Origin of the sequence: Acinetobacter entericus (assembly GCF_026168575.1) — a bacterium.
In the GTDB taxonomy this organism is placed as follows: domain Bacteria; phylum Pseudomonadota; class Gammaproteobacteria; order Pseudomonadales; family Moraxellaceae; genus Acinetobacter; species Acinetobacter bouvetii.
This window is the reverse complement of record NZ_JAPEQW010000004.1, coordinates 121,960-135,833: the sequence shown is the minus strand read 5'-3', so window position 1 is coordinate 135,833 and position 13,874 is coordinate 121,960. Positions and strand designations below refer to the sequence as shown.

10 protein-coding genes are annotated in these 13,874 nt (G+C 49.1%); 6 read left to right on the top strand and 4 right to left on the bottom strand.

Translation table 11 applies throughout. The features are described from left to right. Positions 1-39: 39 nt before the first annotated feature. Entirely contained in the window at positions 40-3,531 is a 3,492-nt protein-coding gene (locus tag OKC24_RS04730) for a PAS domain-containing hybrid sensor histidine kinase/response regulator (protein WP_131277543.1), read from the top strand. Between the two features lie 437 nt (positions 3,532-3,968). Further along, the gene (locus OKC24_RS04725; protein ID WP_131277544.1) at positions 3,969-4,736 is read left to right on the top strand and encodes a hypothetical protein; all 768 of its coding nucleotides are present in this window, start codon (positions 3,969-3,971) and stop codon (positions 4,734-4,736) included. Between the two features lie 61 nt (positions 4,737-4,797). On the opposite strand, the gene OKC24_RS04720 is transcribed toward OKC24_RS04725, so the two are convergent. Next, entirely contained in the window at positions 4,798-5,448 is a 651-nt protein-coding gene (locus OKC24_RS04720) for a response regulator (protein ID WP_005006791.1), read from the bottom strand. Positions 5,449-5,826: 378 nt separating this feature from the next. Between OKC24_RS04720 and msuE the strand changes: the two genes are divergently transcribed. The 3 genes from msuE (at position 5,827) to OKC24_RS04705 (ending at position 8,526) form a co-directional block, all read left to right on the top strand. Further along, positions 5,827-6,558, top strand: a complete 732-nt coding sequence (gene msuE / locus OKC24_RS04715; RefSeq protein WP_131277545.1) for an FMN reductase — start codon at positions 5,827-5,829, stop codon at positions 6,556-6,558. Between the two features lie 25 nt (positions 6,559-6,583). Further along, the gene (gene sfnG / locus OKC24_RS04710; protein WP_131277546.1) at positions 6,584-7,687 is read left to right on the top strand and encodes a dimethylsulfone monooxygenase SfnG; all 1,104 of its coding nucleotides are present in this window, start codon (positions 6,584-6,586) and stop codon (positions 7,685-7,687) included. Positions 7,688-7,911: 224 nt separating this feature from the next. Beyond that, positions 7,912-8,526, top strand: a complete 615-nt coding sequence (locus OKC24_RS04705) for a riboflavin synthase subunit alpha (protein ID WP_131277547.1) — start codon at positions 7,912-7,914, stop codon at positions 8,524-8,526. 77 nt (positions 8,527-8,603) lie between these two features. On the opposite strand, the gene OKC24_RS04700 is transcribed toward OKC24_RS04705, so the two are convergent. The 3 genes from OKC24_RS04700 to acs form a co-directional block, all read right to left on the bottom strand. Then, a complete protein-coding gene (locus tag OKC24_RS04700) occupies positions 8,604-9,377 on the bottom strand; it encodes a glucose 1-dehydrogenase (protein WP_026253445.1) in 774 nt (257 codons plus the stop codon). 280 nt (positions 9,378-9,657) lie between these two features. Next, positions 9,658-10,836, bottom strand: a complete 1,179-nt coding sequence (locus tag OKC24_RS04695) for an acyl-CoA dehydrogenase family protein (protein WP_131277548.1) — start codon at positions 10,834-10,836, stop codon at positions 9,658-9,660. Between the two features lie 138 nt (positions 10,837-10,974). Further along, positions 10,975-12,915 (bottom strand): acetate--CoA ligase, encoded by a 1,941-nt coding sequence (gene acs, locus OKC24_RS04690; protein WP_265464846.1) that lies wholly within the window; start codon positions 12,913-12,915, stop codon positions 10,975-10,977. 294 nt (positions 12,916-13,209) lie between these two features. On the opposite strand from acs, the gene OKC24_RS04685 reads away from it, so the two are divergent. Next, on the top strand, positions 13,210-13,791 hold the full coding sequence (locus OKC24_RS04685) for a DUF805 domain-containing protein (RefSeq protein WP_131277552.1): 582 nt from the start codon (positions 13,210-13,212) through the stop codon (positions 13,789-13,791). The last annotated feature ends 83 nt before the right edge of the window (positions 13,792-13,874 follow it).

Genomic DNA, 13,874 nt, shown 5'->3' with positions numbered 1-13,874 from the left:
AAGGTATGATGAGCCTAAGATTTTAATGCTGCAGGCAGTATGAACAGCTGGCTTATTATTGGGGTTTTGGCCCTCTACATTGCACTCCTCTTTATTTGCGCATTTTTTGGCGAAAAGCACGCCAGCAGGCTCAGCACCCGGGGACGCATGCTGCTGTTCAGCCTGACGCTCGGCGTTTACTGTTCATCATGGACGTTTTACGGCGCAACTGGCGCCGCGGTGCGCGAAGGCATCATCTTTCTGCCCATTTATTTAGGGCCGCTGCTGTTTGTGGCGCTCGGTTATGATATTTGGCGCCGGCTGGGCCGTGTCCGCCAGCACCATGCCATTTCCTCCATTGCGGACTTCGTGGCCGCCCGTTACGGTAAAAGCGGCCCGCTGGCGTCACTGGTCACAATTTTAGCCGTGATTGCCATTATCCCTTATTTGGCTTTACAGCTGCGCGCCATCGCGCTCAGCGCTTCAGTCATTTTAGATTCACCGACAGGCATCAGCAGCACGACTAACGGCGTGCTGTTTCTGACCGGCATTCTTGCCATTCTCGCCATGATGTTCGGCACCCGGCAAATTGCCAACACAGAGCAGCACGGCGGCTTAATGCTGGCTGTCGCATTTGAATCCTTTGTGAAGCTGTTTGCTTTACTGGCGGTGGCTTTTTTCTTTGTTTTTGAAGCTCCGGAAAATATTCATCAAATCAGCGCAGACATCAGCTCCACCTTTCATGATGTGCAGCTGTTTGGCGTCCCTGAAAGTTTCTGGATTCAAACTTTGCTGGCCGCGCTGGCGATCATTTGCCTGCCGCGCCAGTTCCACGTGGCGGTGGTTGAGCTGCGCGATGAAAAACACATCCGCGGCGCGCGGCGCTGGTTTGCTGTCTATCTGATTTTAACCATTGTCGCCATCATCCCGATTGCCAGCTGGGCCTTGCATGCTGCGCCGGCTTATTTGGCGATTCCGGACGTTGCCGTGCTGTCTCTGCCGCTTAGCTATAATCAGGACTGGCTGACTCTGCTGGCCTTTTTAGGCGGCTTCTCTGCATCTACCGGCATGCTGCTGGTGTCTTCTGTTGCGCTGTCCATCATGCTCAGCAATGATTTGATCATGCCGGCGCTGTGGCGCACCAACCTGCTGTCACGCCATGATAAGCGCCTGCCGCTGGTGCTGAAATTCACCCGCCGCGTATGCATTCTGGCCGTCATGCTGCTGGGCTTTTTGTTTTTCCATTTCTTTAATGATATTGACCAGCTGTCTGTTTTTGGACTCTTGGCATTCAGCGCTGTAGCGCAGTTCTCTCCTGCACTGATTGGCGGCCTGTACTGGCGCGGCGGAAGCAAGCAAGGGGTCTACGCCGGTTTGTTGACCGGCTTTGCGCTATGGGCCTATACCCTGCTGCTGCCCACCGTCCTGCGCAGCCTGCCCGATCAGTTTAAAGTGTATACACAGAACTTTTTAAACCATGGCCCGCTCGGCATCAGCTGGCTGCGCCCCGAAGCGCTGCTGGGCTTTGAATCTTTTGATCCCTTAACCCATGGCGTGGTATGGGCGCTAGGCCTGAACATTATTTTATATGTCTGGGTTTCACGGATTTTCCGCCCCAGCATTGCGGAACAGATCCAGGCCGAAAGCTTTTTCTACTATGAAACCAAGCCGCTGCCGTCACACAATACTTCGAATGATATCAATTATCTGCATCACGATGTGGCGCGCTTAAAAGTCGGCGACCTGATCACGCTGGCCAAGCGCATTACCGGCGAGGGTGCAGCCACCCGCGCATTCCAGCAGTTCTGCATGCAGAATAATGTCAGCCTGAACGAAAACAGCAGCGCCAACGGCATGTGGTGGCGCTTTACCGAACAGTATCTTGCCGGCACGATCGGCGCTGCGTCCGCACGGACCCTGCTGACCACGGCCATGGTCAATAATGGTTTAGCGCTCGGCCAAGTCGCCAATATTCTGGACCAGGCCTCGCAGTGGCAGCGCTTTAACCAAAACCTGATTATGACCATGATTGACCATATGACCCAAGGGGTCAGCGTGGTGGATGAAAACATGTGCCTGGTGGCATGGAATAATCAATATTTGAAACTGTTTGATTATCCCAAAGACATTGTCTATGTCGGCTGTCCCATTGCTGATTTGATCCGCTATAACGCGGAACGCGGCGAATGCGGGCCAGGCTCGGTCGAAGAGCATGTGCGTAAACGGATTCACTGGATGCAGGTGGGCAGTTCGCATGAATTTGAACGCATCCGTAAAGATGGCCGCGTGATTCAAATGCGCGGCAACCCGATTGAAGGCGGCGGCTTCGTCACCACTTTCGCGGATATTACCGCTTTCCGTGAAAATGAAGCCTTTCTGGAAGGCCGTGTACAAGACCGCACTCAGCAGCTGGCCAATGCCCTGTCGGAACAGCAGCTGGCGCGTGAAGCCGCGGATAAAGCCAATATGTCAAAAAGCCGCTTTATTGCTGCAGCCAGCCATGACCTGCTGCAGCCAATGCATGCTGCCCGGCTGTTCAGCACCGCGCTGGAACAAAGCGTGCAAAGCCAGGAAGACCGTCAAACACTGCAGCAGCTGGACCGCGCGCTGCATGGCGCGGAAAGCATGCTCTCTGCCCTGCTGGATATCGCCCGCCTAGAAGGGGGCACGATTCAGCCGAAGCGCCAGTCTTATCCGCTGCATGACCTGCTCAGCGACTTGGAGCTGCAGTTTAAATCGATTGCCGCCCAGCGCGGCATTAAATTCAGCGTGCATGATGCCCAGTTCTGGATTGACACTGACCCGCAGTGGATCCGCCGCATCATTCAAAACTTTGTCAGCAACGCGCTGCGCTATACCGCCCGCGGGCGTGTCGTGGTCGGCGTGCTGCGCGATGCCGGCAAACCGAACCATATCCGCATCGGCGTGTGGGATACAGGCCCCGGTATTGCCGAGGAGCAGCGCATCAAGCTGTTTCAGGAATTTGAACGCTGCGGCCACACCTCGCCTTGGGGCGAACAAGGGCTGGGGCTGGGCTTAGCGATTGTGCAGCGCATGACCAGCCTGCTGGATTATCCGGTGCATGTCTATTCAGAACTGGGCAAAGGCTCCTGCTTTATGATTGATGTGCCGATTGTTGAAGCGCCAAAAGTCACCGCTGCGCCAATTCAGGCCGTGCCGCTGAAAACCAAAGCTTACAAAATTTTATGCTTAGACAATGACGAAACCATTCTGGAAGGCATGTCGACTCTGCTGACCAAATGGGGCTATCAGGTCTTTAAGGCAACCGAGCCTGAACAGGCGCTGCATATGCTGCAGCAGGAAAATATTCAGGTCTGGCTGGTCGATCAGCACTTGAACAATGACCAAGTCGGCTTAGATTTTATTTTGGATAACCGCCAGGAGAATGTTCCCGTCGCGCTGATTACCGCAGACTCTGACCCAGAACTGCCGCAGCGCTTGAAAGAGCTGAACATTGTGCTGCTGAAAAAACCGCTGAAACCGGCTTCTTTGCGCTCTTGGCTGTCTGGGCTTAAAATTTCAGGCAGCTGATGCCGCTCTAAATTTTCAACAGGCAAATTAAAGACTTAAATGCCCCATTCATTCACATGAGTGGGGCATTTTTATTTTCGGCCGGCATCATTGTTTCATCAACTGGCAATTTATTTTGCCGCATAGGCAAAATGCATTAAAAAAGCCGAAAAACCATGGTGAAAAATTAACCAAAAATATCAAATCCGCTTTGCCTATGGCAAAAGCTGATCATTACTTATATTGCACAAACGCACACTTAGTTACAATTTTCAAAGCTCCTGTTTTTAATAAAAATATTAAGATAAACAATACCATCTACAACTTTAGTCGTATTTTTATTCACTGCATTTTCGACCTACAAATAGTCCATGAACTGATCAGCTTTCTGCAGCATGCGCAATGCATACTTCATTTGAATATTAAAGCTGATCAGCCGCCCCTATCGGAGTTGAATTATGAATATTTATGAAACCGTCCCGCATGGCATTCACTGTACCCAGCAATTCCACCGCGAATATGGCGCCAATGCCCTGCTGCCCGAAATTCACTGGGAGGACCTGTTTAAATTCAGTAAACTGGATCATGCCAAGCTGCAGGCGCTGGACACCCTGTATCAAAGCGCTGTGCCTTTAGCGCTGCAAGTCTTTGATGAACTGGATTTTGACGTTTTTGCGCCATCTGCCTATGAGCCTCACGGCCTGGGCCTGTTTGACCGCCTAGCGCAGCAGGAGGAAAAACTGCTGCAGCGTTTGGAGGCTGAGTCTGAAGATCTGAATGAAGATACCCGCCACCAGATTTGGAGCATGCTGCTGCGCGGCGGCGCAGTGCTGGTGTTTAAAGCGTGGCTGGGAAAAGTGAAAACTGGCCAGGATCAGCTGGATACCACTCAGTTTGATGAACTGTCCGATCTGCTGTTTATTAAAACGTCACCTTTTGAATTGGCGGAACGCCTGGATGTTGAGGCCAATTCAGCTCTGGAGCATGCTTTTCTGATGTACGGCAATGAGGTATATCTAGACCGTTTCAACAGTTTGGAAACCGCAGCGCTGTTTGTCGATTTAGGTGTATATGATGCGGCTTTTCTGAGCCTGCGTGATGACCGCGTTGCCGAATATTTAAAAGCCAAAGGCTGCGTGACTGATGAACAGATTGATGAACTGCAATGCGCTTTAAATCCACTGTTCTGCACAGATCTGACGCCTAAGCAAAGCTATATCGCTTAAGCGCGATCACGCCCAAAAAAAAGACCTTGCAGAAGGTCTTTTTTTTACAGCTGCCATCAGCTTACATTTTCTTTTCTTCAATATTCAGCGCATTAATCGCCAGCACAGCCTGCGTACGGTTCTGCACGCCCAGCTTGCGGAAAATTGCGGTTACATGCGCTTTAATCGTTGCTTCAGAAACATCCAGTTCATAGGCAATCTGCTTATTCAGCAGGCCTTCCGCCACCATCATCAGCACGCGGAACTGCTGCGGCGTCAGGGACTGAATGCGTTCTGCCAAAGCGGTTTCATCGGCCGCGCGCGGGTCAAAGCTGACATTCGCCGGCAAATTCGGCGGCAGCCAAATTTCACCTTCCAGCACTTGGCGGATCGCTTCGCCAATATGGCTCGGATGCGCAGATTTTGGAATGTAGCCCATGGCGCCATGCGCAATGGCGCGCTGAATAATTGAAGTTTCTTCGTGTGCAGAGACAACAATAATCGGCAAAGACGGATACTGTGCACGGACATGAACTAAAGCTGAAAAGCCTGATGCGCCCGGTAAGTTTAAATCCAGAAGGACCAAATCCGGTTCAGGGCCATTTTCCAAACGTTCATAAAATTCATTTACTGCCGCCGTCTCATGGATTTGAGCTTGCGGTAAGCTGTAACGCACAGCTTGAATCAAAGCATGGCGGAACAGCGGATGATCATCAACGATTAATATATTCATAAGCAGCGTGAAAGATCTTGTGCACAGTAGCCCTATTCTAACCACACATGAGGCCTTAAGGATATGCAAGTTATAACTATTTTTTTATGAAAATGCGGTTTTACTGCACAAATTATTCGGTTTATCTGCATTTCAGGAATTCTTCAGTTCAAATCATTTTTTCTTATAAATTTTAGCTGCCGATGTAAAATCATTATCAGAATTCAATATAAAATTAAAATTCAATCAATTAGATAGAGTTTATTATTCAACATTTCACATAATTCTGCATATCTAAAAAACTGATAACTTTTGGACTTTTGCTTATTTTACAGGAATAAGCGCATTCAGGATTAATACAAGACATTCCGAGCTAACCCTATTTTCCAGGTTAAAAAAATGTCAAATTCAATTCAACAAAAACCGCTGAACATTGTTGCTGTTTCAGGCGGCCTCAATAATCCGTCAAAAACCGAAGCGCTGGTTCAAGCCATTCTTGATGAACTGGGCGAAGCAACCCCGATTAATGTGCATTTCATTAAATTCAGCGAAATTGGCCAGCTGCTGGGCGGCGCAATTTACCGCAATCAATTGCCGCAGCGCGTTCAGGATGATTTGGCTGCTGTGGAAGCAGCAGATGCCCTGATTGTCGGCACACCGGTTTACCGCGCCTCATTTACTGGCTTATTTAAGCACTTCTTTGACTTTGTTGAACAAACGGCTTTGGTTGATGTTCCTGTGCTGTTAGCGGCTTCCGGCGGCAGCGAACGCCATGCGCTGGTGCTTGAACATCAATTGCGCCCACTGTTCAGCTTTTTCCAAGCGCAGACTTTGCCCATTGGCGTATATGCAACCGACAAAGATTTCACCCCTGAATACACCATTCACAGTGAATTCCTGCTAGACCGCATTACCCTTGCCGTTGCCCGCGCATTGCCAATTTTAGAATGGGCGCCTGCCAAAGGCCAGCGTGCAGAAGCCATCAAAGAAAAATCACAGCAAGCCAACCAAAACCTGGGCATTAACAAACAAATCGAGCAGGAAGACGTACTGCCTTCTGCAGCAGTCCCGACGCTAGATGCAGCAGAAGCGCGCCTGCACCACAAGAAGCCTAAGACTCACGTTGCATAACATATAAAATTAAGAGGGTTCAGCCATGTCACAGCCGGATAGCAAGATTAAATTTGCATATTGGGTGCCGAATGTCAGCGGCGGTTTGGTGGTCAGCAATATTGAACAGCGTACAGACTGGAGCTATGACTACAATGTGCGCTTGGCGCAAGTGGCCGAGAAAAGCGGTTTTGAATATGCTTTGACACAGATCCGTTTTACAGCCGGCTATAACGCAGAAAACCAGCATGAATCAGTCAGCTTTAGTCATGGCATCTTGGCCAAAACTGAACGCCTGAAAGTCATTGCGGCCATTTTGCCTGGCCCTTGGAAACCGGCGCTGGCAGCCAAGCAGTTGGCAACTATTGACCATCTGACCAATGGCCGTATTGCCATCAATGTGGTCAGCGGCTGGTTCCGCGGCGAGTTCGATGCGATTGGTGAAGAATGGCCAGAGCATGACCAGCGCTATGCGCGCTCGGAAGAGTTCATCCGCAGCTTAAAAGGGGTATGGACACAGGATAATTTCAGTTTTGCCGGCAAGTACTATCAGTTTAAAGACTACACCTTAAGTCCTAAGCCGCTGCAAAAGCCGCATATTGAAATTTTCCAAGGCGGCAGCTCACGGGCAGCCCGCGACATGGCTTCGCGTGTCTCTGACTGGTATTTCACCAACGGTAACACGCCAGCAGAGCTGAAAAAGCAGATTGATGACATCCGCGAAAAGGCCAAGCTGAATAATCATCAAGTTAAAATTGGCGTGAATGCTTTCATTATTGCCCGCGATACCGAAGAAGAAGCGCGAGCGGTGCTGCAGGAAATCATTGATAAAGCCAATGCTGAAGCCGTAAACGCTTTTGGCGATGCCACCCGCGAAGCAGGCGCAGCCACGGCAGAAGGTGAAGGCAACTGGGCTAAATCAACTTTCGAAGATCTGGTGCAGTATAACGACGGTTTCCGCACCAACCTGATCGGCACGCCGCTGCAAATTGCTGAACGGATTGTGGAATTGAAGCGTGCCGGCGTCGACCTGATTTTGTCCGGCTTCCTGCATTTTATTGAAGAAGTGGAATACTTTGGCGAGAACGTATTGCCTTTAGTGCGTGAACTGGAAGCGCAGCAGCAGCGTGTCCCGGCTAAATCTGCCTAAAAACAGCGTTGGCTGCAAGTCACCGCACCATAATAACAACGATAAGCGGGCAATGGCTTTTCTTCCCTCCAAGGCTCGGCTTGGAGGGATTTTTTATTTACCATAGCGGCTGCAGGGGCATTCTTAAACACGGCATTAACAGCGCCATTTATTGCAAAATGCGTTATGACCCGCCTGCCATTTCACTTTAGAATATACTGTACCGCACAGAGGGGAATCAGCAGATGTATACTGGTATTGTTCAAGGCTTAGAAAAAATTTTAGAAATCCGCCAAGGTGCAGGATTCATTACACTGGTGATTTCTAATGAACATGATTTTTTCCATGATGTCTTTATTGGCGCCAGTGTCGCTGTGAATGGCACCTGCCTGACCGCAACGCAGATCGATTTAGCCGCCAGCCAAGTGCATTTTGATGTTTCAGACCTCACCCTCAGCCTGACCACGCTGGGCAGCCTGAAAACTGGCGACACGGTGAATATCGAACGCTCTGCCAAAGTTGGCGCGGAAAATGGCGGACACAACCTGTACGGCCATATTGAAGGTACAGCGCAGGTGAAGCACGTAAGCCGCAAAGGTGAAACCCTGCATATCGATTTGCTGATTCCAGATGGCAAAATCAAATATTTCTTTCTCAAAGGCTTTATTGGACTGAATGGCTGCAGCTTGACGGTCAACCGCGTCGACCGGGCCAGCAATGAAATCTCGATTGACCTGATTCCTGAAACCTTGCGCCTGACCACTTGGAAAGATGTAAAAACAGGGGATGCCGTGAATTATGAGATTGATCAAATGACCCGCACGCTGGTCGATACGCTGGAACATATTCATCAAAAGTAAAATACTTATAAACTCGGACTCATCAAAAAACCTCCTGTTTGGAGGTTTTTTTTGATGCGTAAATGCGTTCTTCGAAATTAATCCAGGGTTTGCACTCCGCCGCCATTCACAAACAAGGTTTGTCCTGAAATCCATGAAGAAATAGGGGCCGCAAAAAACAAAACTGCGCCCGCAATATCTTGCGCCTCTCCCAAACGCTGTAAAGGAGTATGCGCCAGCATGCGTTTTTCAATTTCAGGAGTCATGACTTTTTCCAGTGCGGCGGTGCGAATTGCGCCAGGCCCGACCGCATTAATGCGAATACTCGGCCCAAAATCATGCGCTAAATTTGCCCCCATATGGTTGAGTGCGGCTTTAGATGAAGCATAACCGCTCATAGCAGGACTTTTATTAATAGAGCTCATCGACGTAATATTAATAATCGAACCATATCCTGCTTGCTGCATATGCGGTGCAGCCAACTGGCATAAGCGCCATGCAGCAAAAACATTCAATTGAAAATCACGGATAAAATCATCAACGGTAATCTGATCTGGCGCTTCACGCCCGCCGCCGCCGCCGCCTGCATTATTGACCAAAATATGAAGGCTGCCAAAGGCCTGCAAGGTCATTTCAACGGCATTGACCAATTGCGCGTCATCTAAAATATTGCACATGACGCTTTTGACTTCATTTCCAGTTTGCTGGGCAATTTCCTGAGCGGTTTGCGCAGCAGCTTCGGTATTCAAGTCCGCAATCATGACACGGGCACCAGATTGCGCCAGCAAAGCAGCGCTGGCCCGGCCAATTCCTGCAGCACCGCCTGTGACTAAGGCCACTTTACCTGACAAATCCCATAAACTTTGAGGCATATTCATTGTATTCTCCAGCTTAACTGAAATGCTTAAATTATTTTTAAGTTATTAATATTTAGTTTTAGATATTAGGCACTTATTAATAGATTAAGTTCATTCAGGTAATTCATAGTACAAAAAATTTCTGCCTTAGTATTTATTGCGGCCTATTAAAAATCAATCCGGCCCTCTGCTTTTTTACAATTGGTATACCTGTACTCATTAAAACAATATAAAGGATCTGAAAATACGGCCTTGTATTTTTTCATCTGGCTATTGAGCCTAAAATATTCGTGATTTAGGAATAAAAACTCGGATCCGGCACTTTGCCGGTCAGCACCCATTCGCCGATTTCCTGATATTTATAATCAATCGGATCATGCAGCGTTTGCGTGCGCACATTGCGCCAGAAGCGGTCCAAATTCAGTTGCGCCGTGGTTGCCCGTGCGCCCATCACCTGAAAAATATTTTGTGTAATATTCAAAGATGCGTTGGTGGCTGCAACTTTCGCTGTGGCAACCGCAATCGAAACTGCACCACGCTGCACTGCTGTTAAGCTTTCACCGACATTCCACGCAGCCTGCAAAGTCTCAATAGCCTTGCCCGCCAGCAGCCGCACACTTTCCAGCTGTACATAAAAATCAGCAAAATGCTTTTGCGTAAAGGGATCATTCACAGCATTTTCCGCCAAAGACTTCGACCATGCCTTTTGGGTTTTAACGGTATCAATAGCCGTCTGATACGCCCCTTCCGCCACACCCAAAAACAGATGCACAAAAATCAGCTGGGCAATCAGCGGGCGCAGGCTGGAATAAGGGGTACTGAGCGGACCGGGATTCAGCAGCAATTCATCTTTATGTATTTTGACCTGCTCAAAATGACTGGTGCCGCTGTCGGTTTGGCGCTGTCCCATATTGTTCCAGTCGCCTAAAAAACTCACACCGTCACGCGCCGTTGGAATCACCCCAATCAGCAGTTTTCCAGCATCATTAAATCCTGAGCACAGTAAAATGTCAGAGTCGATAGACCCTGAACAAAAGCTTTTGTCGCCATGAAAAATAAATTCATGTTCAGATATCTGTTGGGCTGTTGTTCGTTTATCTAACGGGTTTAAGGTATTGCCCCAAAATAAGCTGTCTTTTGCCGTCTGTTCAAACCAAGGCGCATACTGCTCAGGCTGCGCAAACAGCTGTACAGTGGCAATCAATAAATGATGAAAACCGTACACATGCGCCAGAGAACTGTCTGCCTGCGCAATCTGTTGAATAGTTTTAAAAATGGTATTCCATGATGCTCCCTGCCCGCCATACTGCTGCGGTATAGACAGCCCGAGCAAACCGCTTTGGCGGATCAAATCACGCTCATGTTTTGGATTGCCGCCCTGCCTGTCGCGTTCGGCTGCCGTCAGTGCAAAAGTGTCCGCCAGCTGCTGGGCGGTATCAAGCGGATCTGCAGTCCATGAAGTTGGCGCATTCATAATATGATCTGATTTTATTTCTATGTTTTGAGCTTAGCAGAGCCTGTTGTTAAGGCATATCTGAATGCCTGCTGTGCTTATTCCAGAAATAAAAAAGCTGCCTGAATTTCACAGACAGCATTCATCAGCCCTGACTGACTATTTTGGATAAACCGTCGCAATTAAATATTCAACCACCTGCGGTTCTGCCAGTGTAGAGGTATCGCCTAAAGTATCCAGCTCATTGGCGGCAATTTTACGCAGAATCCGGCGCATAATTTTGCCTGAGCGGGTTTTAGGCAAAGCTGGCGCCCAATGCAGCGCATCCGGTGTTGCAACAGGGCCCAAAATTTTGCGCACCCATGCCACCAGTTCCTGACGCAATTCTTCGGACTCCGGCGTACCCGCCTGCAAGGTCACAAACGCGCAAATGCCTTGCCCTTTAATATCGTGCGGCATGCCGACGACAGCCGACTCCGCCACCAGCTCATGCGCCACCAGCGCGCTTTCAATTTCTGCTGTGCCTAAACGGTGGCCGGAGACATTCAGCACATCATCAACCCGGCCGGTAATCCAGTAATAGCCGTCCGCATCCCGGCGCACACCGTCCCCAGTAAAATACGTGCCTGGATACGTTGAAAAATACGCTTCGATAAAGCGCTCAGGATCGCCCCAAATGGTGCGCATTTGCCCGGGCCAAGAATCTTTAATCACCAAATTGCCTTCGGCGGCGCCTTCCAGCTCTTTCCCGTCCGTATCCACCACTGCCGGCTGTACGCCAAAAAATGGACGCGCTGCAGAACCCGGTTTCAAGGCCATCGCGCCCGGCAGCGGGGTAATCATGTGGCCGCCTGTTTCAGTCTGCCACCACGTGTCTACAATCGGGCAGCGGCTTTCGCCCACAACGGTATAGTACCAATTCCATGCTTCAGGGTTAATCGGCTCACCGACTGAACCCAGCAGGCGCAGGCTGCTGCGGTCGCTTTCGCGGACAAAAGAATCGCCTTCACGCATCATGGCGCGGATGGCCGTTGGCGCGGTATACAGAATGGTGACGTTGTGCTTATCGACAATATGCCCTGTACGCGCCCATGTCGGATACTGCGGCACGCCTTCAAACATTACCGTCGTGGCGCCATTCGACAAGGGCCCATACAGCACATAGGAATGCCCCGTGATCCAGCCGACATCTGCGGTACACCAGAACACATCATCCTGCTTTAAATCAAAAACTTCGCGGAAGGTGCAGTTGACATAAGTCAGATAGCCGCCGGTCGTATGCAGTACGCCTTTCGGCTTGCCTGTAGAGCCGGAAGTGTACAAAATAAATAAAGGATCTTCCGCATTCATCGGCTCTGGCGGGCAAATATCATTCACGGACATGATTTCCATGTGATACCACAGATCCCGTTCCGGCTTCATCTCAATCGGGTTGCCGGTACGGTGCACGACCATCACATGCTGCACAGATGCCGTGCCTGGAATCTGCAATGCAATATCCACATTTTCTTTCAGCGGAATCGGCTTTCCGCCGCGCATGCCGCAATCTGCTGTAATCACCATCTTGGCTTGGCTGTCATCAATTCTGCTGGCCAGTGAATCTGGTGAAAAACCGCCAAAGACCACACAATGCACGGCGCCAATCCGGGCGCAGGCCAGCATGGCAATCGCCGCTTCCGGCACCATCGGCATATACAGCACCACGCGGTCTCCCTTGCCCACGCCATGCTTTTTCAGCACATTGGCAAAACGGCAAGTCTCATCATGCAGTTCTTCAAATGATATGATTTTATGGCGTGAAGGATGATCGCCTTCCCAGATAATCGCCGGCTTATACGGATGCTCTTTCAGATGGCGGTCGAGGCAATTGGCGCTGACATTCAGCTGGCCATCGGCAAACCATTCAATTTTAAAATCATCTTGCTTGAAACTGGTATTTTTCACTTGTGTAAAAGGCTTGATCCAATCCAGTTTACGCGCCTGTTCCGCCCAAAATTCATCCGGCTGTTCGATAGATTTTTGATAGCGTTCGAAGTACTCCGACTCCAAGATACGGGCGGTTTTTTTGAAACTTTCAGGGACAGGATAGATTTCATTCATAATTGTACTTCCTTGATTTTTTTCATCTCATCACGAGATGCATGCCACATTTTTGATTTTATATTTCTGCATCGCGCCAGTATGGCGTTTATTTTTTAAGCAGATCAACCCTGCTTTGGTCGTATTTTGTTCATTCTATTTAAAACATAGGCTTGAGATCAAATTCAAGCCTTTCCTGTCTCATTTGCGTATCTGAACATTTCTTTTGCATTTTATATTTTAGTTTTATAATCATGCTGAAAATCCATACAGCATCTCTCTTTAATATAACTTAGTTATCAGCTGGCTTAGCCCATGAATTCAAAAGACTCCTCTCCCTTTTTTTCCCGCAATCCAGCCCCTGAAACGGATCACCCGCTGTCTATCAGAGGCCGCTTTGGGCGTTTAAGCTTTATTGGCTGGTACGCGTTTTTAAATGTGCTCAGCTTCTTTGCTTCTATTGCATTCAGCTTGGCGGTTGGCATTTTTAATTTCAGCACCATGACCCTGAATAATCAGTTTGTTGATCTGCTGACCGGCATGGCGGGATTGGGCTATCTCGCGCTGCTGGTATTCTATCTCTATTTTTATATCGTCATTACCGCGCGCCGCCTGCATGATTTAGACAAATCCAGCTGGATGATGCTGCTGATGCTGCTGCCGGTCATCAATGTATTTTTTATCCTGTATCTGCTGCTGGCATCCGGCACAGCTGGCCTAAACCGCTATGGCGCTCCGCGCCCAGCTGTATTTTGGGAAAAACTGCTGGCATGGCTGATGATCATTATTGCTGTTCTGAGCATTTTTTCAGCCGGCAGCATGGTGTCTTACATGATAGGCAGCGGTGAGCTGGAACCCCCGCAGGAAATGATGCAGAAAGGCACTGCATACTTTTAATGCATTTATGCTAAATTGCATAAAACATATAATTTCACTGTATTTTGTTGCTTAATTTTCCGTAAAAGTTCAGGCAAAATAGC

Bases quoted from the DNA above. Each gene is read 5' to 3' on its own strand.
- OKC24_RS04730 (WP_131277543.1), top strand. From the start codon at position 40: ATGAACAGCTGGCTTATTATTGGGGTTTTGGCCCTCTACATTGCACTC.
- OKC24_RS04725 (WP_131277544.1), top strand. From the start codon at position 3,969: ATGAATATTTATGAAACCGTCCCGCATGGCATTCACTGTACCCAGCAA.
- OKC24_RS04720 (WP_005006791.1), bottom strand. From the start codon at position 5,448: ATGAATATATTAATCGTTGATGATCATCCGCTGTTCCGCCATGCTTTG.
- msuE (WP_131277545.1), top strand. From the start codon at position 5,827: ATGTCAAATTCAATTCAACAAAAACCGCTGAACATTGTTGCTGTTTCA.
- sfnG (WP_131277546.1), top strand. From the start codon at position 6,584: ATGTCACAGCCGGATAGCAAGATTAAATTTGCATATTGGGTGCCGAAT.
- OKC24_RS04705 (WP_131277547.1), top strand. From the start codon at position 7,912: ATGTATACTGGTATTGTTCAAGGCTTAGAAAAAATTTTAGAAATCCGC.
- OKC24_RS04700 (WP_026253445.1), bottom strand. From the start codon at position 9,377: ATGCCTCAAAGTTTATGGGATTTGTCAGGTAAAGTGGCCTTAGTCACA.
- OKC24_RS04695 (WP_131277548.1), bottom strand. From the start codon at position 10,836: ATGAATGCGCCAACTTCATGGACTGCAGATCCGCTTGATACCGCCCAG.
- acs (WP_265464846.1), bottom strand. From the start codon at position 12,915: ATGAATGAAATCTATCCTGTCCCTGAAAGTTTCAAAAAAACCGCCCGT.
- OKC24_RS04685 (WP_131277552.1), top strand. From the start codon at position 13,210: ATGAATTCAAAAGACTCCTCTCCCTTTTTTTCCCGCAATCCAGCCCCT.